Here is a 26,607-nt window from a genome sequence, read left to right as displayed (position 1 = left end):
GCTGCGGCAGCAGCCCGTCTATCACGGTACCTCCATGAATCTTCATTTGGCCCTTTTGATGCCGTTGGTCTGCACCTCCGCGCTGTTGAGCGGTTGTACGGTGGTCCCCGGCTCGCATTTACCGACCAGTGGAAAAGCCATCGTCGTGCAGCAGGACGACGATTTCGATTTGAATAACCAGGTACAGGTCTATCGCATGTCGCCGATGCTGCTGCAGAAAATGCGGCGCGTAGAACCGGTCGCCCGGCCGAACCCGGCGCTGGATCAGCGGTTGCAGAGTTATCAATACCGCATCGGCGTCGGCGACGTGTTGAACGTCACGGTTTGGGATCACCCCGAGTTGACCACGCCGGCCGGGCAGTACCGCAGCGCCAGCGACACCGGCAACTGGGTGCATGCGGATGGCACGATCTTTTATCCCTATATCGGGCGCGTGGCGGTGGTGGGCAAGACCGTCACCGAAGTGCGCAGCCTGATTGCCGGCCGTCTGGCGCAGTATGTGGAAAGCCCGCAGGTGGACGTCAGCATCGCCGCTTTCCGCTCGCAGAAGGCTTACGTGACCGGCGAAGTGAAAACCTCCGGCCAACAGGCGATCACCAACGTGCCGTTGACCATCCTGGACGCGATCAACGCCGCCGGCGGCCTGACGGACAACGCCGACTGGCGCAACGTGGTGCTGACCCATCAGGGCAAGGAGCGGGCTATCTCGCTGCAGGCGCTGATGCAGCGCGGCGACATCAGCCAGAACGCGCTGCTGCAGCCGGGCGACATCCTCTACATCCCGCGCAATGACGAACTGAAAGTGTTCGTGATGGGCGAGGTGGGTAAGCAAGCGACGCTGAAGATGGATCGCAGCGGCATGACCCTGACCGAAGCCCTCGGATCTTCCGAAGGGATCAGCCAGACGGTGGCGGATGCGACCGGGGTGTTTGTGATCCGGCCGAGCGGCGGTAAAACGCCGCAGCGGCTGGCGACGCTGTATCAGTTCGATCTCTCCGACGCCAGCGCGCTGGCGATGGGCGCTGAATTTCAGCTGCAACCTTACGACGTCGTGTACGTCACTGCGGCGCCGGTCGCGCGCTGGAACCGTTTGATCAGCCAGCTGGTGCCGACCATCAGCAGCTTTAACGATCTCAGCGAGGCTACCTTGCGCGTGCGCAACTGGTAACTCCGCAGGGTGAATAAGGAACAGAAGATGAAAAACAATGCGCTGTCCGTGATGGTGGCCGAACAAGATGAAAAGCTGGAGTGGGAGCGGCTGATCGGGCCGCTGTGGGATAACCGTTGGCGGATCGCCGCCGTGACCGGTTTGGCCGGCGTGCTGGGTGTTGCCTACGCCCTGCTGGCCACCCCGGTATACCAGGCCACGGCGGTGGTGCAGGTGGAGAAGCAGCTGTCCGGCGATTCGCTGTTGCGTGAAACGCTGGACAGCTCGATGGGGCAAAGTTCGGCGACGGAGGATGAGGTGACGCTGGTCAAGTCACGCTACGTGCTGGGCAAAACGGTGGACGCCCTCGGCCTGACGGTGCGCGTCAGCCCGGACTATTTCCCGGTGTTCGGCAAAGGCTTTGCCCGGCTGAGCGGCGAAAAGCCGCCGGTCCTGGACATTGCCACGCTGACGACGCCGGAGGACATGCTGGACGAAACGCTGACGCTGACGGTGCGCGACGGACAGCATTACGAATTGAGCCATGACGGCGACAAACTGTTCAGCGGTGTGGTCGGGCAGCCGGTGGCGCAGGGCGGTTGGAACATGACCGTCTCGGCGCTGGACGCGGCGCCGGGCGCCAGCTTTACCGTGGTCAAAGTCGCGCGTCAAAAAGCGGTGGACGATCTGCGTAAATACCTGGACGTGGTGCCGGGTGGCAAGGACAGCGGCATCATGACCTTTACGCTGCCGAGCGAAGATCCGCAGAATGCCGAGGCGATGCTGAAGAACATCACCGACAACTATCTGCAGCAGAACGTGGATCGCAAAACGGAAGAGACGCAGCGTATGCTGGCGTTCCTGCAAGAGCAGCTGCCGCAAACGCAAACCTCATTGAACAACGCCGAAACTCAGCTCAATCAATTCCGCCAGCAAAACGACTCGGTGGATCTGTCGCTGGAAGCCAAATCGGTGCTGGATACTCAGGTGCAGCTCGAGGCCCAGCTCAACGAGCTGACCTTCAAGGAAGCGGAGATCTCCAAGCTCTATACCCGTGTACACCCGGCTTACCGGGCGCTGCTGGAAAAGCGCGCCACGCTGGAGGCGGAAAAGGCTCGGCTGGGTAAACAGGTGCAGACGCTGCCGAAAATGCAGCAGGAGATCCTGCGCCTCACCCGCGACGTGCAGGTGGATCAGCAGGTTTACATGCAACTGATGAACAAGCAGCAGGAGCTGAGCATCAGCAAGGCCGGCACGGTGGGCAACGTTCGCATCATCGACGAGGCGGAAACCGCTATCCGGCCGATCAAGCCGCAAAAGGCGTTGATCGTGCTGTTGGCGCTGCTGCTGGGCGCGGCGGGCGCCGCCTCGGTCGTGCTGTTGCGCGCGGCTTTCCATCGCGGAATCAATGACATCGATACCCTGGAGAGACGAGGCATCAACGTCTACGCCACCGTGCCGCTGTCGCCGTGGCAGGTGAAGCGCAACCGCGAACAGCGTCATTTGCTGCCTAAATCCGGCGGCCGGCGCTTGCCGATCCTGGCGGTGGCCGAACCGACGGATCTGTCGGTGGAAGCGATCCGCAGCCTGCGCACCAGCCTGCATTTCGCCATGATGGAGGCCAAGAACAACATTCTGATGGTCTCCGGTGCCAGCCCGGAAAGCGGCAAGAGCTTTACCAGCACCAACCTGGCGGTGGTGGTGGCGCAGGCCGGGCAGCGGGTGCTGTTGATCGACGCCGATATGCGCAAAGGCTTCCTGCACCGCTGGCTGGCGGATGACGGGCATCAGGGCCTGTCCGACCTGCTGGTGGGCAACGTGATGGCGGAACAGGCGGTGCGGAAAACCGCCATCGCCAATCTGGACTTCGTGCCGCGCGGCCAGGTGCCGCCGAACCCGTCCGAACTGCTGATGCACCGCCGTTTCGCCGATTTTCTGCGCTGGGCCGGGCAAAACTACGATCTGGTGCTGATCGATACGCCGCCGATTCTGGCGGTGACGGATGCGGCGATCGTCGGCAATCACGCCGGCACCTCGCTGCTGGTGGTGCGTTTTGAAGTCAACACCGTCAAGCAGATCGAAACCAGCATGCGCCGTTTCGAACAGAATGGGGTGGGGATCAAGGGCGTGATCCTCAACGGCATGGTGAAGAAGGCGGCAACCGACATGAGCTACTATAACTTCGCCTACCCAAGCCATCGGGAAGATAGCCCGCGGGCAGGGGAATAAGCGGGTGAAGGCCATTATCACCAATGCCCTGTGGCTGATGCTCGAACGCGTTTCGCTCAGCCTGTCCGGCATCTTCGTCTCCATTTACGTTGCGCGCTATCTGGGGCCCGCGCAGTTTGGCGCGCTCAACTATCTGTTGGCGACGATTGCCATCGTGGTGCCACTGGTGCAGTTGGGCGCCGACAGCATCATTTTCAACCGCGTCGCCCGCCGACAACCGAGCGGCATTCGCCTGATGCTGGCGTCAATACGCCTGCGCCGTTGGCTGTTCCTGGCGGTGACGCTGCCGATACTGACATGGAGCTATTTCAGCCAATCGCCCGCCAGCCAACTGATGACGCTGTTGCTGCTTGTCAGCGCCTATTTCTCGATTCAGGACGTGTACAAGATTTATTACGATGCCCGCCTGCAGTCGAAACGCAATACGCTGATCAACAACCTGGCGCTGCTGCTGTCGATCGGGCTGCGGCTGGCGCTGGTGAGCGCCGCGCTGCCGCTGGTGTGGTTCGCGGTGCCCTACATCCTCAGCAGCGCCGTCCCTTACCTGGCGCGCCTCTGGTTATTCCGTGGCGAAGCTGCGGCCACGCCGCGGGTTACGCCGCGCCAGGCCGGGCGCTATGGCCGTTATTTGCTCAAGGTGGGCCTGCCGCTGGCCATCTCCAGCCTGTCGATAGTGATCTATACCCGCATCGATCAAATCATGCTGGGCAATCTGGTCGGCGAGCAGGCGGTAGGCTGGTTCAGTGCCGCCACCACCCTCAGCCAAGGCTGGGTGTTCGTGCCGATGGCGCTGATCACCTCGTTGATGCCGGGCATTGCCAGCTGTCGCGATCCGTTGGAGCAGGAATACCGTATCCGGGTGCTTTATCTGGTGGTCTTGGGCCTGTCGTTGCCGGTGTTGCTGGGCCTGTGGTGGTTCGCTCACCCGGCCATTGCGCTGCTGTACGGTGCCGCTTTCCAACCGGCCGCCAGCATCCTGGCCATTTGTACGCTGACCTCGCTGTTCTCGGTCATGGGGACGGTTTCTTACCGCAGCATCGTGCTGTTCGCCGGCTATCGCTTTATCGCCATCAAGATGCCGTTGGTGGCCGTGGCGAACGTGGTGATGAATCTGCTGCTGATCCCGCGCTACGGCCTGATCGGTGCGGCGGTGTCTACGCTGCTGGCGGAATTCATTTCGTTCTTCGTGCTGAACAGTTTATTCCGTGGCGGAAAAATTACCCGACTGCAGCTGACCTGTTTTTACTGCTTGCCGCGTCTTGTCAGCAAATTAAGGAGAGAACATGTTAAACATCCTGGTTAAAAACATTTCCAAACGCCTGCCCGATGCCTGGCACCATCAGGTTAAATACGCGCTCTATTTCAAGAAGCTGCCGCACCTGTCAAAACCGACCGGCTTCAGCGAAAAGATCATGCGTCGCAAAATTTATCCGCGCAGCATCTACACCACCTTGTCGGACAAGTTCAAGGTACGTGAATTTATCGCCGGTCTGTGGGGCGAGGAGTATCTGGTGGAGCTGTATGCGCATGGCACTGAGCTCAGCTACGACATGTTCAGGCAATTGCCCAACGCCTTCGTGCTGAAGGCCAACCACGGCAGCGGTTATAACCGGTTGGTGTTCGACAAGCAGCAGGTGAGCTACGCGGAGTTGTACGATCTCAGCAACGCGTGGATGCGCAGCAACTTTTACGAGCAGAGTCGCGAAAAGCATTATCTGGATATCGAACCCTGCATCATGGTGGAGCGCCTGTTGCTGGATGGCGAGCAGGTGCCGAACGATATCAAGTTTCATTGTTTTAACGACAGTCATGAAATTCGCATGTTCATCCAGGTGGACTATCAGCGTTTCGGCACTCATCGGCGCGATATTTTCGATATCGACTGGAACCGCACCGAAATCCGTATCAGCTTGCCGAATGCCGACGAACCGATGCCGCGCCCTACGCGGCTGGACGAAATGACGCGTTTGGCTCGCCAGACAGCGCAGCAGTTCTCTTATGTCCGCGTGGATTTCTACCAGGTCGGCGAGAAGGTGTATTTCGGTGAGTTGACGTTTACGCCTGGCGCGGGGTTAAGCAAGCTGATGCCGAAAAACATTGAGCAGGAATGGGGCAGTTATTTTACTGAGTAAACACTTATGCAAAGAGTCGCCTCCAATTTTCAAATGCATGCCAACGCCGGTTATAATCAGTCGCGGGATTTAGTCAATCAATCCATCGTATTGACCTTTCTGCTGATGTTTTTCGTGAAAACCTTCCTGACCTCGGGATCGTTCAACAGCGAGCTGATTAATAAAACCGTGATGGGGCTTAATGGCCTGATGTTGCTCTATGTCGGTTATGCATTTTTTATCGCTACGCTGGCGGAAAAAGCGGTTGCGGGTTTTTTGGCTCTGTTGTTTCTGGTTAATATTGCCACCGGGCATGGGGATTATCTGTTTGGCGCGGTATTCAGCACGGCCGTGATCATTTTATTTCGCCGCATAGACATGGGACGTGGCGCTGAAATGTTTGCCATCGCCTTTGTGGTGGCAGGGTTGCTGATGGTCATTCCCTATAGCTTTTACACCAATGGGTTTGTTTATATTGATGAACGTTACGGCAACAGATTAACGCTGGGTTTCGATAACCCGAATACCCTGGCGTATTATTCTTTTGCCTTGTTCGCCACGCTGCTGTGCCTGATCGACCATGCGAAACTAACGCGTGGAATGAAAAATATCGCGTCGTTGGCGGTGTCGGCGTTAATTCTCCCGGTGCTGATGTATTCCTATTCTCGCACCTGTTTTATGCTGGCGTTGTTGATGTTATTGCTGTTTTGGCTGGCGCCGCTGCTGCGTGTCGCCCCCAATAGAAAAGTCTGCATCGTGCTGACGTTGGTTATTGTCGGCTTTCAATTCGCCAGCGTTATGCTCTGGGGCAGCAATCCGGCATTGGATGTCCTCTTGAACCAGGCGTTGACCGGGCGAGTCTGGTTCTCCTGGCAGATGTTTCAGGCGGTGGGGCTACCCAACCCGCTGTTCGGCATGAATATAGAACCTTATAAACCCGTCGATTTCTTCTTCATTGCCATGTTTTATTCGGCCGGTGGCCTCGCCTCTGTCGTCATGCTTTTCTGTTATTTTCACCTGTTGGGTAACATGCGCAAGCTGAGTCGGTTCATGCGCTGGGTGGTGGTGGTTTTCCTGTTAACAACGTTGACGGAAACCTATTTTTTGGTCCCGGTATTTAACGTGTCGTTATTGTTGCTTTGCCGTGGAAAAGAAATGATAAATTCTAAATTAGAGGGTTAAGAAATGGATTTCTCGATCGTGATCCCTATTTACAATAGTGCACGCTATCTGCCTAAAACTCTGAAGCGGGTTTTCAACGCTTGCCAGGGGTTCGACTATCAGGTGATTTTGGTTGATGATTGCTCTGACGAGGATGATATTAAATATATTCGCCAGATAGCAGCAACCAATAGCAATGTGATGCTGCACGAGAAAAAAAAGAAGAGCAATGCGGCGGTATCGCGTAACTTAGGCATCAAGTTGGCGCAATCGGAGATCGTGTTTTTTCTCGATTCCGATGATTACTTCACAACCAACTATATTATCCGCCGCATGAATAAACATGAAGATCGCCATATTGATATTATCTTCGGTAACTATGCGGAGGTGAGCGGCGATTCGGTACGTGACTTCAACTTCCACTACAAATCCGGTTCTTCCGGCGAAGATTTTCTTTTTCTGGAAATGGGCGATATTCGTTCATCCACCATCAGCATACGTAAAAAAAGCGATCGCCGCTTTTTATTTCCCGAGTTCCTCAATAAGCATCAGGATTGGGGTTTTTTGGTCAATGCCACCAATTTGGGCGCGCATGTGGCGCACGACGCCGGCGGAGGGGTGTTTCTCGACGTAGGGCGCTACGGGCGCATGACGGCGAAGCTTAATCTGGAGGCCAGCGATCGCTTTATCAATACCTTCCTCAGCCCCAGCGATCGCCATATCAGCGGATTCGCCTGCAAGCACCTGCTGGCCTCGCTGTATTCGGAGAACGCCCAGGCGTTCAATTATTACTCGTCGCGCATCGTGCGGCGCAGCCTGAGCGGCAAGTTCAAGATGATCAAATGGTATGGCGATTGTCTGGCGCGGTTGGGGTTGTTCTCGGTTGGCGGCCGGCTGCTGCGCAATGTGCGCCAGGGATTCAGGAGATGATATGCAACCACGCAAGGTAATCATCGTTATCGAAAATATAGCGGGCAAGGGCGGAACTGAACGGGTCGCCAGCGGTTTGGCCAATGCGCTGGCGCGTCTGCCGGGTTACGAGGTGGCGCTGTTTTCGCTGTTTGGCGAGCGGAGCTTCTTTCCGCTGGCGAACGACGTCCGGCTGCGCTGCGGCGGCGGCGATTCGCTGTTCTGGCCATGGCGGCTGGCGATGGCCCTGCGGCGTGAACGCGCGGACGTGATCATTACCGTTTCCATGGGGAAGCTGTCGGTGGTAATGACGCCTTTTCTGCGTTTGTTCTGTGCCCGCAGCCGGCTGCTGTTGAGTGAACACGTCAGCTTTCACCAGTACCCGCGCGTATTTAAGTGGTTGAAGTTGCTGGTTTACCGGCTGTGTGACCGCGTGATTTTCCTGACGCGGCAAGATAGCGACGCCATCGCTCGCTGGGTGGGGGCCGGAAAATGCCGGGTGATCGAGAACGTTTCACCATTCGGCACGCAGGCGCCGACACCGACGCTGCAGAAAAAGGTGGCGCTGGCGGTGGGGCGATTGAGCAATCAGAAAGGCTTCGATCGTCTGATCGCGTTGTGGCGAGGAGTGGCGGCGCAGGCGCCGGATTGGCGGCTGCTGATTATTGGCGACGGTCCGGAGCGCGACGCATTGCGGCGGCAGATTGAAGACGCCGGGTTGGAGCGGCAGGTGAGCCTGCTGCCGGCCACCGCCGACGTGGCGGCCTATTATCGCCAAGCCAGCCTGTATCTGATGACTTCTCGCTATGAAGGGTTGCCGATGGTGCTGATCGAAGCCATGAGTTTCGGCCTGCCGCTGGTGGCCTACGACTGCAAGACCGGCCCGGCCGAGTTGATAGACGATGGCGTCAACGGCTATCTGGTACCCGATGACGACGCCGCCGCCTTCAGCGAAGGGGTGATCAAACTGATGCTCGATCCGGGTTTGCGCGAGCACTTTTCTCTCGCCGCGTTAGAGAAGTCCCGTCGTTTTTCTCCCGAACGTATTTATCCCGAGTGGCAACAGCTCACCGAGTGAGGACAGAATGGAAAAGATATCCGTGATAATGCCGGCCTACAATGCGGCGCACTCTATTAAAGAGTCGATTCTAGGCGTGCTGAATCAGCGATTTACCGATTATCACCTGTATGTGATCGATGATGCGTCCACCGACGATACTGCCGAGGTGGTGCGGCCGTTTATCCACGATCGCCTCACCTACATACGCAATGAGCATAACCAGGGCGTGGCGGAAACGCGCAACATCGGCATTGAGGCGGCGAAGGGCGACTATATCGCCTTCTGCGACAGCGATGACGTATGGCTCCCCAACAAGCTGTCGCGCCAGGCGAGCATTTTGCAAACCCGCCGCTACGACGTGGTGTGCTCCCATTATTACACCTTCGAAGACGACCTGAAGTTGATCAAAAACACCCGGGGTGCGGATGAGCTTATTGGCTATCAGGACATGTTGAAAAGCAACTGGATCGGCAATCTCACCGGCATCTACAACCAGAAGCGCATCGGTAAGGTGTATCAGCAAAAAGTGGGTCATGAGGACTATTTGATGTGGCTGGCGGTGCTGCAGAAGGCGCGTAACGGCCTGGCCTACTGCATTCCCGAACCGCTGGCCTGTTACCGATTGTCTACCCATTCGCTGTCGGGCAACAAAATCCGCGCCGCGGACTGGCAATGGCGGATTTACCGTCAGCATTTGGGGCTGTCTTACCAGAAATCCTGCTATCTGTTCGCCACTTATCTGTTCAACGCCGTGGTGAAAAGGAAATGACCATGAAGGGGATGTATCAGATGGCGGCTCTGGGCTGTTGCGCCTGGTGGAGCGCTTCGGCGCTGGCGCAAAGCTGCCAACCCAATCTGTTGGCCAACCCCGGCTTTGAGCAGGGGCTTAGCGGCTGGCGTGCGCAGGGCGCACAGGCCGACGGCGATGCGCACAGCGGCCGTGGCAGTCTGCGTTATGACAATGCAGATGCCGCGCAGTACCGCACCTTCAGTCAGATGCTGCGGGTTGCGCCCGGGCAGACGATCGATTTCGGCGTCTGGCTCAAGACCCATGGCGTACGCGGGCAAAGCCGCGACGGCGGCGCCGGGGTTTATCTGCAGAGCTTCGATGCGCAGGGGCGCTTTCTGGAAGGCAGCTATCCGGCAGGGGTGACCGGCGACAGCGGCTGGCGGCAGGTGAGCGCCAGCTATACCGTGCCGCCGCAGGCGGCGCGAGTCACTTTTGGCGTCTATCTGCGCAAGGGGAGCACCGGTACCGCCTGGTTTGACGACGCCTATGCGTGTGCTCGAGCGTCTACGCCGGCGTTGTATCAGCTCGGCGCGTCGGCGCAGGGGAAGGTCGACACGCTGTTGGTCACTCCGCAGCCGCAGCGTTTGCAAGTCGACAGCGAATTGCTCAATGCCGAGGGGCAGGTTGTTCACAGTAGCCGCGACCGTTATCAGGTTGAAGGGCAGCGCCGGATCGAATACCCACTGCCGACCGGCCTGGCCCAGGGGGAATACCGCCTGCGTCAGCAGGTCACCGGGCAGCAATCCCAGCCGGCACAGGGCAGCGAGCTGTCTTTTCGCGTCGGGCAGCCTGCGGCCAAAGTGGCGATCGACAGCGAAGGCTTTACCGTACGCGATGGTCAACGGCTTTTCCCGTTGGGTATTTACGCCAATGTGGCTACCGATGAGCATTTGGCGCGCATCGCATCGGCGGGATTCAACACGGTGCTGAATTATGATTATGGGGAGAAGAAAGATCCTTACGCCTTTTTCCGCAACGCACGCCAGCGCGGGCTGCTGGTGATTTACTCCGTCAAAGATCAGTACCGCGGCAGCCGCTTCGCGCCGCCCGCGCGCGGTGGCGATTACGCGGCGCTGACGGCCTGGTACGTGCAGCGCTTGCGCTCTCAGCCCAACCTGCTCGCCTGGTACATCAACGATGAGCTGGGGCCGGAATATCTCGATAAGATCGAGGAAAAAAACCTGCAAATAAAGCAGCTTGACGGCGATCATCCCACCTTCCAGGTGTTGAACAAAACCGGGGAGTTGGACGCTCACTTCAACAACAGCGACATTTTGGCGACCGACCCTTACCCGGTGGGGAACGATAGCGATCTGACGCGCACCACGCGTTATACCGAACTCACGGTGCAGGCCGCCCGCCAGGCGCGTGGGGCCTGGGTGGTGATGCAAATCATGGATCACGCCGCTTATGACGCCCGCCGTAAGCCACATCCGCCGTCAGAGGCGGAAATCCGCAACCAGGCCTGGCAGGCGTTGATCGGCGGCGCCAAGGGGCTGTTGTTTTATTCCTATACCGATCTGTTTTACAAGCGCAAAACCGGCCGCTTCGACCAACGGGAGTTTGACGCCACCTGGCGCGGTGTGGCTGCCGTGTCGCAGCAAATCGCCGCTTTCACCCCTTATCTGCTGACGGGAAAATCGACGCCGCTGGCGGGAAGCGATCCGCAAATGCCGGCGCGGATGTTTATTCTGGGCGATCGCGCCTTGCTGCTGGTAGCCAATCCTTACTATCGAGAGGGAAGCACCCGGTTGCGCCTTCCGGCGGGCTGGCGGCAGCAGGAAGGGGGGGCGGAGATCGCGCTGGCGTTGCCCGCCGTGGGCACCGCGACGCTGTGGCTCCAGCGCTGAATGCGTCGAGTTAACGTCACGCGGGAGGTCTCTCCCGCGTCCTACCCCCAAATACCCCGCCTTGCCTCCCTTCCGCCAGCCTTTGTCATGACAGCCTCTTTTATTCATTTAAATTCAATCGATTAACATCATATCCCGCACCTATACTTTGGTGGTATTTCTCACCCGATACGCGCGTCGCCTCCCGCTTTCTCTTGATCGCAATCAATTTGCCGCCGGTTGGCCGTCAGTAGGCTGGCGGCAGATTGAGCATGTCTTCTTATAACGACAAGAGCCTTCAGGAGCATTCCGGATGAGCAAATTTTTAGACCGTTTCCGCTATTTCAAGCAGTTGGCGGAGCCTTTTTCTGGCGATCACGGCCAGACCTTGAACACCAACCGCGACTGGGAAGACGGCTACCGCAGCCGTTGGCAGCACGACAAAGTGGTGCGTTCTACCCACGGCGTGAACTGTACCGGTTCCTGCAGTTGGAAGATCTACGTGAAGAATGGCCTGGTGACCTGGGAAACCCAGCAAACCGACTACCCGCGCACCCGGCCCGATCTGCCCAACCATGAACCGCGCGGCTGCCCGCGCGGCGCCAGCTACTCCTGGTACCTGTACAGCGCCAACCGGCTGAAATACCCGCTGATGCGCAAGCGTCTGCTCAAGCTGTGGCGCGAGGCGAAAGCGCAGCACAGCGATCCCGTCGCGGCCTGGGGCTCTATCGTCGGCGATGCGGAAAAAGCCAAAAGCTACAAGGTGGCGCGCGGCCGCGGCGGCTTCGTCCGCTCCAGCTGGCAGGAGGTCAATGAACTGATCGCCGCCGCCAACGTCTATACCGCCAAAACCTTCGGTCCGGACCGTATCATCGGCTTCTCGCCGATCCCGGCGATGTCGATGGTGTCCTACGCCGCCGGCGCCCGCTACCTGTCGCTGATCGGCGGCGCCTGCCTGAGCTTCTACGACTGGTATTGCGATCTGCCGCCGGCCTCGCCGATGACCTGGGGCGAGCAGACCGACGTGCCGGAATCCGCCGACTGGTACAACTCCTCCTACATTATCGCCTGGGGCTCCAACGTGCCGCAGACGCGCACCCCGGACGCCCACTTCTTTACCGAAGTGCGTTACAAGGGCACCAAAACCGTGGCGGTGACGCCGGACTACGCCGAAGTCGCCAAGCTGTGCGACCACTGGCTGAATCCGAAGCAGGGCACCGACAGCGCGATGGCGCTGGCGATGGGCCACGTGATGCTGAAAGAGTTCCATCTCGATCGCGAAGTCGGCTACTTCCGCGACTACGTGCGCCGCTATACCGACATGCCGATGCTGGTGCTGCTGGAAGCGCGTGAAGGCGGCCATTACGCCGCCGGCCGCCTGCTGCGCGCTGCCGATCTGGTGGACGGGCTGGGCCAGGAAAACAACCCCGAGTGGAAAACCGTCGCTATCGACAGCCGCAGCGGCGATCTGGTGGCGCCGCAGGGCTCCATCGGCTTCCGCTGGGGCGAGAAGGGCAAGTGGAACCTGGAACAGCGCGAGGGCAAGTCGCAACAGGAAGTCGAGCTGCAGCTCAGCCTGTTGGGCATGCATGACGACGTGGCCGAGGTGGGCTTCCCGTACTTCGGTGGCGCGGACAGCGAGCATTTCAACAGCGTGGCGCTGGACGAGATCCTGCTGCACAAGCTGCCGGTGAAACGCCTGCAGCTGGCGGACGGCAGCGAAGCGCTGGTGACCAGCGTGTATGACCTGCAGCTTGCCAATTACGGTCTGGAACGCGGGCTGGGCGACGCCAACTGCGCCGCCGACTATGACGAGGTCAAGGCCTACAGCCCGGCCTGGGCCGAGCAGATCACCGGCGTGTCGCGTCACAACATCATTCGCATTGCCCGCGAGTTCGCGGAAAACGCCGAGAAGACCCACGGCCGTTCGATGATCATCGTCGGCGCCGGCGTCAACCACTGGTACCACATGGACATGACCTACCGCGGCCTGATCAATATGCTGATCTTCTGCGGTTGCGTCGGCCAGAGCGGCGGCGGCTGGGCGCACTACGTCGGCCAGGAAAAACTGCGGCCGCAAACCGGCTGGCTGCCGCTGGCGTTCGGCCTCGACTGGCAGCGCCCGCCGCGCCACATGAACAGCACCTCGTTCTTCTACAACCATTCCAGCCAATGGCGCTATGAAACCGTCGGCACCGACGAGCTGCTGTCGCCGCTGGCGGACAAGTCGCGCTTCGGCGGCAGCCTGATCGACTTCAACGTGCGCGCCGAGCGCATGGGCTGGCTGCCGTCGGCGCCGCAGCTGGGCACCAACCCGCTGCGCCTGGCGGAGCAGGCCCGTGCGGCCGGTCAGTCGCCGGTCGAGTTCACCGTCGATAGCCTGAAAAACGGCACGCTGGGCTTCGCCGCCGAGCAGCCGGACAATCCGCAGAATTTCCCGCGCAACCTGTTTGTCTGGCGCTCCAACCTGCTGGGCTCCTCCGGCAAGGGCCATGAGTACATGCTCAAATACCTGTTGGGCACCGAAAACGGCATTCAGGGGAAAGATCTCGGCCAGCAGGGCGGCGTGAAGCCGCAGGAAGTGGAATGGCGCGAGCAGGGCGGCGAAGGCAAGCTGGATCTGGTGGTAACGCTCGATTTCCGCATGTCGAGCACCTGCCTGTACTCCGACGTGGTGCTGCCGACCGCCACCTGGTACGAAAAAGACGACATGAACACCTCCGATATGCACCCGTTCATCCATCCGCTGTCGGCGGCGGTCGATCCGGCCTGGGATTCGAAGAGCGACTGGGAGATCTACAAGGGCATCGCCAAGGCCTTCTCCGAGGTGTGCGTCGGCCATCTGGGTCAGGAAACCGACGTGGTGACCCTGCCTATCCAGCACGATTCCGCCGCCGAACTGGCGCAGCCTTACGGCGTGCAGGACTGGAAGAAAGGCGAGTGCGATCTGATCCCGGGCAAAACTGCGCCGCACATCATCGCGGTGGAACGCGATTACCCGGCCACCTACGAGCGCTTCACCTCGCTGGGGCCGCTGCTGGACAAACTGGGCAACGGCGGCAAGGGCATCAGCTGGAACACCCAAACCGAGGTCGACTTCCTCAAGCAGCTTAACTACGTCAAGGCCGACGGCCCGGCGGCGGGGCGGCCGAAGATTGAGAGTGCAATAGACGCGGCGGAAGTGATCCTGTCGCTGGCGCCGGAAACCAACGGCCAGGTGGCGGTAAAAGCCTGGGAGGCCCTGAGCAACGTCACCGGCCGCGATCACCGGCATCTGGCGTTGAACAAGGAAGACGAGAAAATTCGCTTCCGCGACATTCAGGCGCAGCCGCGCAAAATCATCTCCAGCCCGACCTGGTCCGGTCTGGAAGACGAACACGTTTCCTACAACGCCTGTTACACCAACGTGCATGAGCTGATCCCGTGGCGCACTATCAGCGGCCGTCAACAGCTGTATCAGGACCACGAGTGGATGCGCGCCTTCGGAGAAAGCCTGCTGGTATACCGGCCGCCGATCGACACCCGCGCCGCCCAGCCGTTGCTCAACAGCAAGCCGAACGGCAACAAGGAGAAGGCGCTGAACTTCCTGACGCCGCACCAGAAGTGGGGCATTCACTCCACCTACAGCGACAACCTGTTGATGCTGACGCTGTCGCGCGGCGGCCCGATCGTCTGGCTGAGCGAAGACGACGCCAAAGATCTGGGCATCGCGGACAACGACTGGATCGAGGCCTTCAACGCCAACGGTGCGCTGACGGCGCGCGCGGTGGTCAGCCAGCGTATCCCGGCCGGCATGACCATGATGTACCACGCGCAGGAGCGCATCGTGAATCTGCCGGGCTCGGAGATCACCAGCCAGCGTGGCGGCATCCACAACTCGGTGACCCGCGCCTGTCCGAAGCCGACCCACATGATCGGCGGCTATGCGCAGCTGGCCTACGGCTTCAACTACTACGGCACCGTCGGCTCCAACCGCGACGAGTTCGTGGTGGTGCGCAAGATGAACCGCATTGATTGGTTGGACGACGAAGGCAACGACTACGCGCAGGGCAGTCAGCAGGAGAACAGCAAATGAAAATTCGTTCGCAAGTCGGCATGGTGCTGAATCTGGACAAGTGCATCGGTTGCCACACCTGTTCGGTCACCTGCAAAAACGTCTGGACCAGCCGTGAAGGTATGGAATACGCCTGGTTCAATAACGTGGAAAGCAAGCCCGGCGTCGGGTATCCGCACGCCTGGGAAGATCAGGAAAAATGGAAGGGCGGCTGGATACGTAAAATCAACGGCAAGCTGGAACCGCGCATGGGCAACCGCGTCGGCGTGCTGGCGAAAATCTTCGCCAACCCGGACGTGCCGGCGCTGGACGACTACTACGAGCCGTTCGATTACGACTACCAGCATCTGCATACCGCCAAACAGGGCAAGCACCAGCCGGTGGCTCGCCCGCGCTCGCTGATCACCGGCCAGCGCATGAACAAGATCGAAAGCGGCCCGAACTGGGAGGAGATCCTCGGCGGGGAGTTCGAAAAACGCTCGCAGGACAAGAATTTCGACAACCTGCAGAAGGCGATGTACGGCCAGTTCGAAAACACCTTCATGATGTACCTGCCGCGCCTGTGCGAACACTGCCTCAACCCGGCCTGCGTCGCCACCTGCCCGAGCGGGGCGATCTACAAGCGCGGCGAAGACGGCATTGTGCTGATCGACCAGGACAAGTGCCGCGGCTGGCGCATGTGCCTGACCGGCTGTCCGTACAAGAAAATCTACTTCAACTGGAAGAGCGGCAAGTCCGAGAAGTGCATCTTCTGCTACCCGCGCATCGAAGCCGGGCAGCCGACGGTGTGTTCGGAGACCTGCGTCGGCCGCATTCGCTACCTCGGCGTGCTGCTGTACGATGCCGACCGCATCGAGCAGGCGGCGGCGGTGGAGAACGACAAGGATCTGTACCAGAGCCAGCTCGATATCTTCCTCGATCCGCATGATCCAAAGGTGATTGCTCAGGCGCTGGCGGACGGCGTGCCGCAGGGCGTCATTGAAGCTGCCCAGCAGTCGCCGGTGTACAAAATGGCGATGGACTGGAAGCTGGCGCTGCCGCTGCACCCGGAATACCGCACGCTGCCGATGGTGTGGTACGTGCCGCCGTTGTCGCCGATTCAGTCCGCCGCCGACGCCGGCGAGCTGGCGCACAGCGGCGTGTTGCCGGACGTCGAGAGCCTGCGCATTCCGGTGCAGTATCTGGCGAATCTGCTGACCGCCGGCGATACCGAACCGGTGCTGCTGGCGCTGAAGCGCATGCTGGCGATGCGCCACTACAAGCGGGCGGAAACCGTCGACGGCGTGGTGGACACCAGTGCGCTGGAGCAGGTTGGGTTGAGCGAAACGCAGGCGCAGGAGATGTACCGCTACCTGGCGATCGCCAACTATGAAGATCGCTTCGTGGTGCCGTCGAGCCACCGCGAGCTGGCGCGCGAAGCCTTCCCGGAAAGCAAAGGCTGCGGTTTCAGTTTCGGCGACGGCTGCCACGGCAGCGACGGCAAGTTCAACCTGTTCAACAGCCGCCGCATCGACGCCATCGACGTGACCGCGAAAACCGCGCGGCCGGAGGATGCCTCATGATCAGCCTGAAAGTGATCGCCCGCCTGCTGGATTACCCGGAGCAGGTCCTGTTTGACCATCAGCAGGCGCTCATCGAAGCGCTGGAGCCGGCCAGCGAGCTGGATCTGCACCACAGCGCGCAGCTGATTCTGTTTATCCGCCGCCTGTGCGCCCGCCCGCTGCTGGACGTGCAGGCCGACTATTGCGAGCTGTTCGATCGCGGCCGCGCCACCTCGCTGCTGCTGTTTGAGCACGTGCACGGCGAGTCGCGCGATCGCGGCCAGGCGATGGTTGACCTGATGGCGCAGTACCGCGCCGCCGGGCTGGAGATCGACAGCCGCGAGCTGCCGGATTTCCTGCCGCTGTATCTGGAGTATCTGGCCAGCCGCAGTGCGGCGCAGGCGCGTGAAGGGCTGCAGGACATCGCGCCGATCCTGGCGCTGCTGGGCGCGCGCCTGCAACAGCGTGAAAGCCCGTATGCGGTGCTGTTCGATCTGCTGCTGGCGCTGTCCGGCAGCGAGGTGCAGGCCCAGACGCTGGAGCCCCAGGTGGCGCAAGAGGCACGTGACGATACGCCGCAGGCGCTGGATGCGGTGTGGGAAGAGGAGCAGGTCAAGTTTCTCGGCGAACAGGGCTGCGCCTCCGCCCAGCAGGCGGCGCACCAGCGGCGCTTCGCCGGCGCGGTGGCACCACAGTATCTGGACCTGACGGATGCGTTAACCGGAACCAAAGGACGCTAATCATGCAATTTTTGAATCAGTTCTTCTTCGATATCTACCCTTATCTGGCCGGCGCGGTATTCCTGATCGGCAGCTGGTTGCGTTACGACTACGGGCAGTACAGCTGGCGCGCCGGCTCCAGCCAGATGCTGGATAAAAAGGGCATGCGGCTGGCGTCCAACCTGTTTCACATCGGCATTATCGGCATCTTCGCGGGCCACTTCCTCGGCATGCTGACGCCGCACTGGATGTATGAGGCCTTCCTGCCGATCGACGTGAAGCAGAAGCTGGCGATGATCGCCGGCGGCGCCTGCGGCCTGATGACGCTGATCGGCGGCGCGCTGTTGCTGAAGCGCCGGTTGACCAACCCGCGGGTGCGCGCCACCAGCAGCTTCGCCGACATCATGATCCTGACGTTGCTGGTGGTGCAGGTGTGCCTCGGCCTGCTGACCATTCCGTTCTCCGCCCAGCATATGGACGGCAGCGAAATGATGAAGCTGGTGGCCTGGGCGCAGGCGGTGGTGACCTTCCACGCCGGCGCCTCTGCGCACCTGGAAGGCGTGGCGATTATCTTCAAACTGCACATGGTGCTGGGCATGACGCTGTTCGTGCTGTTCCCGTTCTGCCGCCTGGTGCATATCTGGAGTGCGCCGGTAGAGTATCTGACCCGCCGTTACCAGCTGGTGCGCAACCGCCGCTGAGCCTGACCCCGCCGCCGCCGATCGCCAGCGGCGGCGCTATTCCGATAATTCTCCCGCCGTCTGCCCATTCTCGCCGCCTTGCCGTAAACTGAATATCTCAGTAATGTTACGCTTATGCTTCCGCCGACGGACGTCGGCCCGCGCCAGCTGATAACAAGAGATACCGCCTTGATGAAAGGCCTTTTGGGACATAAAAACCGGGGATGATCCGCATAGCCTTTGCGCCGTGCGGGAGAATCGCTTTATGGATAGTCAGGTTAATCAATAACAATAATGACCACACAATGTCGCTCACCCGAGCTGTTGCCTCTGAAAATCATTGCCACCGGGGCCGCGTTGCCGCCCAACCGCGTGGCCTCCTCTACGCTCGATGCCCGCCTGGGGAAACCGGCCGGCTACGTTGAAAAACGCTCGGGCATCGTTTACCGCTATCACGCCGCCGACGATGCCAGCCAGGCCGATCTCGCCGCCGCCGCGCTGCAAGACGCGCTGGCCCGCAGCGCCATTCCGGCAGCCTCCATTGACCTTTTGATCTCCGCCTCGGCGATAGCGGTGCAGGCGCTGCCGTGCACCGCCGCGCATATTCTCAAGGTTGCCGGGCTGGCACCGGGTACGCCGGGCTTCGACATCAACAGCAGCTGCGTCAGCTTTATCTCTGCGCTGCAGGTGGCGGCGGGGCTGTTGAACGCCGGGACGTATCGACGTATCGCCATCGTCTCGGCGGATCTCGCTTCGCGCGGCATCGACTGGCAGCACGAAGAGTCGTCGCTGATCTTTGGCGACGGCGCCGCCTGCGCCATCGTGGAGCGCGGTGACGGCACAGGCGGCATCCTCGCCAGCCTGGTGGAAACCTATCCCGCCGGCAGCGAACTGTGCGAGATCCGCGCCGGCGGCACGCGCCGCAACCCGCGCGCCGGCATGTGCGAGCAAGACTTCCTGTTTCATATGCAGGGCAAGCCGCTGTTCCGTCAGGCGTCGGCGCTGATTGAGGACTACCTCGACCGGCTGCTGAGCGCCAGCGGCTTGACCCTGGGGCAGATCGCCACCGTGGTGCCGCACCAGGCCAGCCATTTGTCGCTCGAACATATGCGCAAACGGCTGCACGTCTCCAGCGAGGCGCTGGTGGACATCTACCGCCATCACGGCAACCAGGTGGCGGCTTCTATCCCGACCGCGCTGCATGCCGCCGTGACCACCGGGCGCTTCAACCCCGGCCAGCCGGTGATGCTGATCGGCACCGCCGCCGGGCTGGCGCTGGCCGGCATGGTGTTGCTGCCATGAGGGTGCTGGTGACCGGGGCGACCAGCGGGCTGGGGCGCAACGCGGCGGAGTGGTTGCTGGAGGCCGGGCATCAGGTGCGCGCCACCGGCCGCGATGAGCGGGCCGGCGAAGCGTTGCGCCAGCTGGGCGCCGAATTTTACTCGCTCGATCTGGCGCAGGCCACGCCGCAGCAGTGCCGGGAGCTGGTGACCGACTGCGAGTGGGTGTGGCACTGTGCGGCCAAGTCATCGCCCTGGGGCAGCAAAGCGGAATTTCACCGCATCAACGCCGCAGCGACGGACAAGCTGGCGGAGGCGGCCGGGCGCTGCGGCGTGCGGCGCTTCGTGCATATCTCCACGCCGGCAATCTACTTCGATTTTCAGCCGCATTACGATCTTGATGAGGGTTATCGCGCCCGGCGCTTCGCCAACCACTATGCCGCCAGCAAGCACGCCGCCGAGCAGCGGCTGTTGGCGCAGGCGAAGATCTACCCGCAAACCACCTATATTATGCTGCGGCCGCGCGGCCTGTTTGGCCCGCACGATCGGGTGATCGTGCCGCGGCTGTTGCAACAGCTCGAACGCGATCGCGGCGTGCTGCGGCTGCCCGGCGGCGGGCAGGCGTTGCTGGATCTGACCTTTGCTCCCAACGTGGTGCACGCCATGGAGCTGGCCAGCCGGCAACGCGGATTGCCGTCCGGCGCCGTGTACAACATCACCAACCACCAACCGCAGCGGCTGGCGGAGATGCTGGATGCGCTGCTGCGCCAGGAGCTGGGGCTGCGTTACCGGCTGCAGGCCGTTCCGTATCCGCTGCTGCAGGCGCTGGCCGGCGGCATGGAGTTGTGGGCAAGCCTGAGCGGCAAGGAACCGCTGCTGACGCGCTACAGCGTGGCGGCGGTGCATTTTGACATGACCCTGAGCCAGACTCGCGCGATCGAAGAGCTGGGCTATCGGCCGCGTTACTCGATGGAGGAGGGGATCCGCCTGACCGGCGAGTGGCTGCGGCAGCAAGGAGGCATACCGCATGGCTAAGGTCACCGTATTTGAAGTGGGCTATTGCACGCATATCGGCTGTATGGCGCTGCGCGGCGCCGGGTTCCGGGTGTGTAAATTCCCGGCGCGCGCCTATCTGCTGGAGGTGGGGCAGCGCCGCTGGCTGTGGGATACCGGCTACGCGCATTATTTTCAGCAGCACACGCAGTCGGGGGTATTCAGCCTTTACCGCCGCATGACGCCGGTCTATTTCGATCCCGCCGAGTCGTTGGCGCATCAGCTGCGCGAAGCCGGTTACGCCGAAGGCGACATCCAGGCGCTGATCGTCTCGCACTTTCACGCGGATCACATCGCCGGGCTGCAAGATTTCAGCCACCTCGACTTTATTTGCTCCGGCGAAGGCTGGCAGCAAACCCGTGGGCTGCGCGGTTTCGCGGCACTCAAGCGCGCCTTTATTCCCGGCCTGATCCCGGCGGATTTCGAGAGTCGTCTGCAGTTTATGGAGGCTTTTCCCTCGGTGGCGTTGCCCGCGCTGCTGGCGCCGTTCGATCGCGGTTACGCGCTGCCGGGCAGCGAGGGGCAGATCGTGCTGGTGCCGCTGCCGGGGCATGCGGCCGGCCATATCGGCGCCTTTATTCTCACCGACGCCGGCTGGACGCTATTGGCCAGCGACGCCGCCTGGTCGCCGCAGAGCTACCAGACGCTGCGCGGGCCTTCGCGCCTGGCCAATCTGGTGATGGACGATGCGGCGGCGTACACCCGCACGCTGGAACGGCTCAACCAGCTGTGGGCGGGCGGCCAGGTTAACATTTTGCTGTGCCACGAGGGGGACCTGTGATCCCCTTCATGACCTTGTGGCACTATTTCCGCGCCCGGCGCCTGCGCTTTGGCGATCGTGCGGCGCTGGAGGCGCATCAGGCCCGGCAGCTCGCGGGCTTTGCCCGCCGGGTGCTGAGCAAGAGCCCCTATTTTCAGCGCTTCAGCCGCCGCCCGTTCGCCGAATGGCCGCAGATGGACAAGGCGCTGATGATGGCGCAGTTTGACCGGATGAATACCGCCGGGCTGAGCCGAGAGGCGGTGCTGGCCTGCGCGCAGCGCAGCGAGGCGGATCGCGATTTCACGCCGAAGATCGGGCGCTACAGCGTCGGGTTGTCGTCTGGCACCTCCGGGCAGCGCGGCGTGTTTGTCGTCAGCCCGCGCGAACAGCAGGTGTGGGCCGGTGGCATGCTGGCGAAGATGCTGCCGGACGGGCTGTTGGCCGGCGAGCGCGTCGCCCTGTTTCTGCGGGCGGACAATAATCTCTATCACAGCGTAAACAACCGTTGGCTGAGCCTGGCGTTTTACGATCTGCTCGCGCCGTTCAGCGAGCATCTGCCCGCACTGGAACGGCAGGCGCCCAGCATCATCGTGGCCCCGGCGCAGGTGCTGCGTGCCCTGGCGCTGGCGGTGCTGGCCGGGCAGGTGAAGCTGCCGGTCAAAAAAGCGATCTCGGTCGCCGAGGTGTTGGAAGAGCAGGATCGCCGCCTGCTGATGCAGGTGTTTCCGGCGGTCGGCGAAGTGTATCAGGCCACCGAGGGGTTTCTTGCCGCCACCTGCGCGCACGGCACGCTGCATCTGAACGAAGAGTTTTTGCATATCGAACCGCAGTGGATCGACGAGCAGCGTTTTACGCCGCTGATCACTGATTTCACCCGCAGCACGCAGCCGATCGTGCGTTATCGGCTGGACGATGTGCTGGTGCTGCGCAAGGAACCCTGCCCGTGCGGGCAACCGACGCGGGCGATTGCGCGTATCGAAGGGCGGCGCGACGATCAGCTGATGTTACCCGATGCGCAGCGACAGCCGCAGGCGGTGTTCGCCGATGCCTGCAGCCGGACGATCGCCAATGCGTTGCCGCTGACCAGCGATTACCGCCTGATCCAGCGCGGCGAGCACCGGCTGGAGCTGATCGCCGATTGCAGCCCGGCGGCGTTGGCGCACTGCCAGGCGCAGCTGATCGCGCTGTTCGCTCGCCAGGGCATCGCCACCGATCGGCTCGAATGGCGGTTGACGGCGCAGGCGGTGTTACCGCAGTTCGATCGCAAGCGGCGACGCATCGTGCGCCAGGCGGAGGAAGCATGAAAAATACGCTGTTCAGGCTAGGGCACATGTTGCTCGGTTGGGGGACGGTCGGGGTGGTGTATAGCCTGACCGATCGCCTGCAGGGGGCGGGAACCCTGCTGCCGCCATCGGCGCTTGACCGGGCGATCCCGTTTAATCCGGCTGCCATTTGGCTCTATCTGTCGTTCTTCCTCATCGTCCCGGCGGGCTATTTGCTGGCGCCGCTGCAGCGAATCAAATGGCTGACGCTGGCGATGCAGCTGACGGCGCTGGGCGCCGGGGCAGTTTACCTGCTGTGGCCGACCACCATGGCCTATCCGCAGAACGAGGGCGTTGGGCTCAGCGCGCAGCTGCTGGCGGCGTTAACGCAGGTGGATTCGCCGCAAAACTGCCTGCCGTCGTTGCACATGGCGCTGACGGTGCTGGCGGTGTGGGCGCTGAGCGACGGCGAGCGCAAAGTGCGGACGGCGCTGTGGATGCTGTGGGGCGTGGCGATCGCGTTCTCCATCCTGCAGCTGCGCCGCCATTTGTTTGTCGATCTGGCCGGCGGTGCGCTGCTGGCGCTGTTCGCCGGCTGGCTGGCCCTGCGCATAGAGGCCCTACGCCGGCGCGTGGTTAAAGGAGAAGTAGGATGAGCGATCTGGCGTTGCCGATAGTGTTCATGCTGTTCATCGTGGTGGCCGAGGCGGTGGCGCTGCAGTGGGGGCGCCGTGAGCCGGTCAACTGGCACGATCTGGTGTTCAACCTGAACTCCGGCCATATCATGCTGTGGCTGTTCCGCGGGCTGGAGATCACCTGCTACGGCTACGTGGCCGCGCATTTCAGCCTGGGGCTGCTGGACGCCTGGCCGCCGCTGCTGATGTGGCTGTTCGCCCTGCTGGCGTGGGACTTCGGTTTCTACTGGCTGCATCGCCTGCACCACCGCTTCCGCGTGCTGTGGGCGGTACACGTGGTGCACCACCAGGGGGAGCACTTCAACCTGTCGCTGGGGGTGCGCAACTCCTGGTATTCGTCGTTGACGTCGATCCCGTTCTTTTTGCTGCTGGCGCTGGCGGGCGTGCCGCTGTCGGTGTTCGTCACGGTGTCGATTTTTCACTACAGCATTCAGCTGTTTAACCACAATGCGCTGACGCCGAAGCTGGGCGTACTGGAAAAAATCCTGGTCACGCCGGCGCACCACCGGGTGCACCACGTCAAGGACATGGCGTATTCCAATAAGAACTTCGGCGGCAGCTTTATCTTTTGGGACAAGCTGTTCGGCACGTTCTGCCCGGCGCTACCGACCACGCCGTTCAGCTACGGCGTCAGCGGCGATCGGCCGTCCGCCAATCCATTTTGGGCGAGCAATCTGCCGTTCCTGCGCTATTTCCGTCTGGCCTGGCGCCCGGCGCCGGGCCGGCCGCGCGACCGCCGTTCGGCGCTCAGCGTCTTCAGCGGCGCCATGCTGTTGTTCTCGCTGGTGGTCGGTTACGTCTACCAATACGGTTACGGTTACGGCGACATCAGCTGGCCGCAAATGGCGCTGCTGGTGCTGCTGGCGTTGGGCTCGGTGGCGCTGGGCGGCATGACGGAAGGGCGGCCGTGGGCGAGCGCCGTTTGGCTGCTGATCGCGCTGGGCATGCCGCTGCTGTTTATCGGCTATCTTGGCTGGCCGCAGCGCTATTGGCATATCGCCATGGCCGCCGTGGCGCTGCATGCCCTGTGCGTGGCGCTGGGCTGGGGGCGAGTGGCCGCACCGGCCGCCGTGGAGGAACCGCATGGCTGACTTATTACCGCCGCTGCGTTTCCCCACCGATGGCGAGCAGGCGTTTCACCGCGATCTCAAGCGCGCGGCGCACGCCTGCCTGGCGGGCGATCATCGCTATGCCGATACCGCGCGGCTGGCCAAGGCCACGCTGTTGCTGGCGCTGTGCGTCGGGTTTTATGCCCTGAGCCTGATGCAGCATCAGCCCTGGGCGTTTTTCCTCTGCTATTTCCTGTTCGTGGCCATGGGCATGCTGCTCAACGTCAACGTCAATCACGATGCTTCGCATAACGCCTTCTTGCGCGCGCCCTGGGCCAATCGCCTGGTGGGGCGGTTGGTGACGCTGCCGCTGGGCGTCGATCCGGACTATTGGCGCACGCGGCACGTGGATTACCACCACGTTTACGCCAACGTCGAACACTACGATCTGGACACCGAAGAGAACGGCTTTTTCCGCCAGACGCCGTTCCAGCGCTGGCGGCCGCATATGCGCTATCAGCATCTGTACTGGCCGCTGATCGCCGCGCTCTCGCTACCCTACATCGCGTGGATTTTCGATTGGTCCGATCGGCTCAATAAAACGCCGCTGCGGGAAAAACGCGTGCTGGCGGGGCGCGGCGGTTGGGCGCTGTTCGTGCTGTGCAAATTGCTCCATGTGGCGCTGGTGCTGGTGGTGCCGCTGATCCTGTGCCATCTGCACGGCATCGGTTGGGGCTGGGTGCTGTTGGCTTACGCGCTCAGCCAGATGTTTGCCTCGCTGCTGGTGGTGTTCCTGCTGCTGGGCACCCACTGGGCGCAGGCCGAGTTTTACCCGGCGCCGGCGGGCGACAGCATGCCGCACGGTTGGTACCGGCACAATTTCGCCACCGCCTGCGATTGGCAGCCTGAGCCGCGCTGGCTGGAACACCTGACCGGCGGGCTGAACTATCACCTCACCCACCACCTGTTTCCCGGCTGGAATCACCGCCACTATCCGGCACTGGCCGCCGCGGTGGCGGAAGTGGCTCAGCGGCACGGCATGGCATATCGCTGCATCGGCTATCGCGAACTGCTGGCGCAGCAACAGCGCTTCTTGCGCCTTATGGGGCAGCCATGAAACCGCTGCGCCCGTTAGCCTATCGGCGCGATGACGGCGGGCTACATCGCGCGCTGATGCAGGCCGCCCAGCATTATTTGGCGGCCAACGGCGATCACCGCTTCGCCGACGGCGGCATGCTGGCGAAGGTGGCGCTGCTGTTGGCGCTGTGCGGCCTGTGTTACGGGTTGAGCCTGCAGCAGCAAAACGGCTGGGCGTTTTTCGCCTGTTATTTCGGCTTTATCTTTATCGGCATGTTCCTGACGGTGAACGTGGTGCACGACGCCTCGCATAACGCGTTTTTCCGTCGGCCCTGGGCCAACCGCTGGCTGAACGCCCTGGTGAGCGTCCCGCTGGGGCTGGATCCCGACTGCTGGCGCGTGCGCCACGTGTTGTTTCACCATGCCCATAACAATATCGAACATTACGACCCCGACATCGACGCCAATGGCGTGCTGCGGCAAACGCCGTTCCAGCGCTGGCGGCCCTTTATGCGCGCCCAGCGTTACTATTGGCCGCTGGTAGCGGCGCTGACGTTCCCGTACTACATCTGGCTGTTCGACTGGCTGGACCGGGCGGGCCGCACCCGCGTGGCGGCGCGCATGGCGCAGCAGGGCGTGCGCGGCTGGTGCGGATTTCTGGCGGGCAAGGCGGCGCACCTGCTGCTGGCGCTGGCGATCCCGTGCTGGCTGCTGCCGCCGGCCATCGGCATCGGGCAAATTCTGCTGGTCTATTTGCTGAGCCAGATGCTTTCTTCATTGCTGTTCGTAATGTTGATCATCGGCACCCACTGGGCCAAAGCCAATTTTTATCAGGCGCCGGCGCAGGGTGCGATGCCGCACGGCTGGTATCACCATGTGTTCGCCACGACCTTCGACTGGCTGACCCGGCCGCGCTGGCTGGGATACTGGCTCGGCGGGGCGAACCTGCATTTGACGCATCATCTGTTCCCGCACTGGAGCCACCGCCATTACCCGGCGCTGAGCCGCATCATCGGCGAGGTGGCGCCGCGTTTCGGCATCGATTACCGCCTGCTGGAGCTGGAGGAGCTGTTGCGCCTGCAGCAGCGCTTCCTCAGCGCGATGGGGCGCAAACCGCATTAGCGTTGCATGTGGATTGTGCGAGGCGTTACGCAGTTCACTAATTGAACGATATTTGCCCTTCCAGTAGACTTTCCCCCTG

General features: G+C 61.6%; 21 protein-coding genes. All 21 read left to right on the top strand.

Annotated elements, in window-relative coordinates:
• The first annotated feature begins 34 nt into the window (after window positions 1-34).
• The 21 genes from V8N38_RS14655 to V8N38_RS14555 all read left to right on the top strand — a co-directional run bounded on the left by V8N38_RS14655 (window position 35) and on the right by V8N38_RS14555 (window position 26,528).
• On the top strand, window positions 35-1,168 hold the full coding sequence (locus V8N38_RS14655; RefSeq protein ID WP_038876972.1) for a polysaccharide export protein: 1,134 nt from the start codon (window positions 35-37) through the stop codon (window positions 1,166-1,168).
• 27 nt (window positions 1,169-1,195) lie between these two features.
• The gene (locus V8N38_RS14650) at window positions 1,196-3,376 is read left to right on the top strand and encodes a polysaccharide biosynthesis tyrosine autokinase (protein ID WP_147839846.1); all 2,181 of its coding nucleotides are present in this window, start codon (window positions 1,196-1,198) and stop codon (window positions 3,374-3,376) included.
• Between the two features lie 4 nt (window positions 3,377-3,380).
• Window positions 3,381-4,679: a flippase gene (locus tag V8N38_RS14645; RefSeq protein WP_060439740.1), complete on the top strand. Its 1,299-nt coding sequence runs from the start codon at window positions 3,381-3,383 to the stop codon at window positions 4,677-4,679.
• Window positions 4,660-5,508, top strand: coding sequence for an ATP-grasp fold amidoligase family protein (locus tag V8N38_RS14640; protein WP_147839847.1), 849 nt, complete (start codon window positions 4,660-4,662; stop codon window positions 5,506-5,508). The genes V8N38_RS14645 and V8N38_RS14640 overlap by 20 nt, the downstream gene beginning before the upstream one ends.
• 6 nt (window positions 5,509-5,514) lie before the next feature.
• Entirely contained in the window at window positions 5,515-6,669 is a 1,155-nt protein-coding gene (locus V8N38_RS14635) for a hypothetical protein (RefSeq protein ID WP_147839848.1), read from the top strand.
• A 3-nt stretch (window positions 6,670-6,672) separates the two neighbouring features.
• Window positions 6,673-7,578, top strand: a complete 906-nt coding sequence (locus tag V8N38_RS14630; RefSeq protein ID WP_038876980.1) for a glycosyltransferase family 2 protein — start codon at window positions 6,673-6,675, stop codon at window positions 7,576-7,578.
• Between the two features lies 1 nt (window position 7,579).
• Window positions 7,580-8,635: a glycosyltransferase family 4 protein gene (locus V8N38_RS14625; RefSeq protein WP_070914683.1), complete on the top strand. Its 1,056-nt coding sequence runs from the start codon at window positions 7,580-7,582 to the stop codon at window positions 8,633-8,635.
• Between the two features lie 7 nt (window positions 8,636-8,642).
• Window positions 8,643-9,386 carry a glycosyltransferase family 2 protein gene (locus V8N38_RS14620; protein WP_060424048.1) on the top strand — a complete coding sequence of 248 codons (744 nt, stop codon included), beginning with the start codon at window positions 8,643-8,645 and terminating at the stop codon, window positions 9,384-9,386.
• 11 nt (window positions 9,387-9,397) lie between these two features.
• A complete protein-coding gene (locus V8N38_RS14615) occupies window positions 9,398-11,257 on the top strand; it encodes a carbohydrate binding domain-containing protein (protein WP_147840040.1) in 1,860 nt (619 codons plus the stop codon).
• A gap of 292 nt (window positions 11,258-11,549) precedes the next feature.
• Window positions 11,550-15,311: a nitrate reductase subunit alpha gene (locus tag V8N38_RS14610; RefSeq protein WP_147839849.1), complete on the top strand. Its 3,762-nt coding sequence runs from the start codon at window positions 11,550-11,552 to the stop codon at window positions 15,309-15,311.
• Complete coding sequence (gene narH, locus V8N38_RS14605) at window positions 15,308-16,852, top strand: nitrate reductase subunit beta (protein ID WP_070914685.1); 1,545 nt, start codon at window positions 15,308-15,310, stop codon at window positions 16,850-16,852. The genes V8N38_RS14610 and narH overlap by 4 nt, the downstream gene beginning before the upstream one ends.
• On the top strand, window positions 16,849-17,571 hold the full coding sequence (narJ, locus tag V8N38_RS14600; RefSeq protein ID WP_060424043.1) for a nitrate reductase molybdenum cofactor assembly chaperone: 723 nt from the start codon (window positions 16,849-16,851) through the stop codon (window positions 17,569-17,571). Before narH ends, narJ begins: the two co-directional genes overlap by 4 nt.
• Window positions 17,572-17,573: 2 nt before the next feature.
• Window positions 17,574-18,251, top strand: coding sequence for a respiratory nitrate reductase subunit gamma (narI, locus tag V8N38_RS14595; RefSeq protein ID WP_025303199.1), 678 nt, complete (start codon window positions 17,574-17,576; stop codon window positions 18,249-18,251).
• 273 nt (window positions 18,252-18,524) lie between these two features.
• On the top strand, window positions 18,525-19,532 hold the full coding sequence (locus tag V8N38_RS14590; protein ID WP_060424041.1) for a 3-oxoacyl-[acyl-carrier-protein] synthase III C-terminal domain-containing protein: 1,008 nt from the start codon (window positions 18,525-18,527) through the stop codon (window positions 19,530-19,532).
• Entirely contained in the window at window positions 19,529-20,545 is a 1,017-nt protein-coding gene (locus tag V8N38_RS14585) for an NAD-dependent epimerase/dehydratase family protein (RefSeq protein WP_089186086.1), read from the top strand. Before V8N38_RS14590 ends, V8N38_RS14585 begins: the two co-directional genes overlap by 4 nt.
• Window positions 20,538-21,344: an MBL fold metallo-hydrolase gene (locus V8N38_RS14580; RefSeq protein ID WP_060439746.1), complete on the top strand. Its 807-nt coding sequence runs from the start codon at window positions 20,538-20,540 to the stop codon at window positions 21,342-21,344. Before V8N38_RS14585 ends, V8N38_RS14580 begins: the two co-directional genes overlap by 8 nt.
• Window positions 21,341-22,627, top strand: coding sequence for a F390 synthetase-related protein (locus V8N38_RS14575; protein ID WP_070914686.1), 1,287 nt, complete (start codon window positions 21,341-21,343; stop codon window positions 22,625-22,627). Before V8N38_RS14580 ends, V8N38_RS14575 begins: the two co-directional genes overlap by 4 nt.
• Complete coding sequence (locus V8N38_RS14570; RefSeq protein ID WP_089186084.1) at window positions 22,624-23,241, top strand: phosphatase PAP2 family protein; 618 nt, start codon at window positions 22,624-22,626, stop codon at window positions 23,239-23,241. Before V8N38_RS14575 ends, V8N38_RS14570 begins: the two co-directional genes overlap by 4 nt.
• Window positions 23,238-24,371: a sterol desaturase family protein gene (locus tag V8N38_RS14565; RefSeq protein WP_038877003.1), complete on the top strand. Its 1,134-nt coding sequence runs from the start codon at window positions 23,238-23,240 to the stop codon at window positions 24,369-24,371. The genes V8N38_RS14570 and V8N38_RS14565 overlap by 4 nt, the downstream gene beginning before the upstream one ends.
• Window positions 24,364-25,446 (top strand): fatty acid desaturase family protein, encoded by a 1,083-nt coding sequence (locus tag V8N38_RS14560; protein ID WP_060439749.1) that lies wholly within the window; start codon window positions 24,364-24,366, stop codon window positions 25,444-25,446. The genes V8N38_RS14565 and V8N38_RS14560 overlap by 8 nt, the downstream gene beginning before the upstream one ends.
• Window positions 25,443-26,528 carry an acyl-CoA desaturase gene (locus tag V8N38_RS14555; protein ID WP_060424024.1) on the top strand — a complete coding sequence of 362 codons (1,086 nt, stop codon included), beginning with the start codon at window positions 25,443-25,445 and terminating at the stop codon, window positions 26,526-26,528. Before V8N38_RS14560 ends, V8N38_RS14555 begins: the two co-directional genes overlap by 4 nt.
• Window positions 26,529-26,607 lie beyond the last annotated feature (79 nt).

The sequence above is a fragment of the Serratia nevei genome, assembly GCF_037948395.1.
GTDB lineage: Bacteria > Pseudomonadota > Gammaproteobacteria > Enterobacterales > Enterobacteriaceae > Serratia > Serratia nevei.
This window is presented reverse-complemented; position numbering and strand designations above follow the sequence as displayed.

Excerpts from the sequence above, each read along its gene's own strand:
- V8N38_RS14570 (WP_089186084.1), top strand. The coding sequence starts at position 22,624 with ATGAAAAATACGCTGTTCAGGCTAGGGCACATGTTGCTCGGTTGGGGG.
- V8N38_RS14655 (WP_038876972.1), top strand. The coding sequence starts at position 35 with ATGAATCTTCATTTGGCCCTTTTGATGCCGTTGGTCTGCACCTCCGCG.
- V8N38_RS14585 (WP_089186086.1), top strand. The coding sequence starts at position 19,529 with ATGAGGGTGCTGGTGACCGGGGCGACCAGCGGGCTGGGGCGCAACGCG.
- V8N38_RS14590 (WP_060424041.1), top strand. The coding sequence starts at position 18,525 with ATGACCACACAATGTCGCTCACCCGAGCTGTTGCCTCTGAAAATCATT.
- V8N38_RS14640 (WP_147839847.1), top strand. The coding sequence starts at position 4,660 with ATGTTAAACATCCTGGTTAAAAACATTTCCAAACGCCTGCCCGATGCC.
- V8N38_RS14580 (WP_060439746.1), top strand. The coding sequence starts at position 20,538 with ATGGCTAAGGTCACCGTATTTGAAGTGGGCTATTGCACGCATATCGGC.
- V8N38_RS14560 (WP_060439749.1), top strand. The coding sequence starts at position 24,364 with ATGGCTGACTTATTACCGCCGCTGCGTTTCCCCACCGATGGCGAGCAG.
- V8N38_RS14555 (WP_060424024.1), top strand. The coding sequence starts at position 25,443 with ATGAAACCGCTGCGCCCGTTAGCCTATCGGCGCGATGACGGCGGGCTA.
- V8N38_RS14650 (WP_147839846.1), top strand. The coding sequence starts at position 1,196 with ATGAAAAACAATGCGCTGTCCGTGATGGTGGCCGAACAAGATGAAAAG.
- V8N38_RS14565 (WP_038877003.1), top strand. The coding sequence starts at position 23,238 with ATGAGCGATCTGGCGTTGCCGATAGTGTTCATGCTGTTCATCGTGGTG.
- V8N38_RS14615 (WP_147840040.1), top strand. The coding sequence starts at position 9,398 with ATGTATCAGATGGCGGCTCTGGGCTGTTGCGCCTGGTGGAGCGCTTCG.
- V8N38_RS14620 (WP_060424048.1), top strand. The coding sequence starts at position 8,643 with ATGGAAAAGATATCCGTGATAATGCCGGCCTACAATGCGGCGCACTCT.
- narJ (WP_060424043.1), top strand. The coding sequence starts at position 16,849 with ATGATCAGCCTGAAAGTGATCGCCCGCCTGCTGGATTACCCGGAGCAG.
- V8N38_RS14610 (WP_147839849.1), top strand. The coding sequence starts at position 11,550 with ATGAGCAAATTTTTAGACCGTTTCCGCTATTTCAAGCAGTTGGCGGAG.
- V8N38_RS14630 (WP_038876980.1), top strand. The coding sequence starts at position 6,673 with ATGGATTTCTCGATCGTGATCCCTATTTACAATAGTGCACGCTATCTG.
- narI (WP_025303199.1), top strand. The coding sequence starts at position 17,574 with ATGCAATTTTTGAATCAGTTCTTCTTCGATATCTACCCTTATCTGGCC.
- narH (WP_070914685.1), top strand. The coding sequence starts at position 15,308 with ATGAAAATTCGTTCGCAAGTCGGCATGGTGCTGAATCTGGACAAGTGC.
- V8N38_RS14635 (WP_147839848.1), top strand. The coding sequence starts at position 5,515 with ATGCAAAGAGTCGCCTCCAATTTTCAAATGCATGCCAACGCCGGTTAT.
- V8N38_RS14625 (WP_070914683.1), top strand. The coding sequence starts at position 7,580 with ATGCAACCACGCAAGGTAATCATCGTTATCGAAAATATAGCGGGCAAG.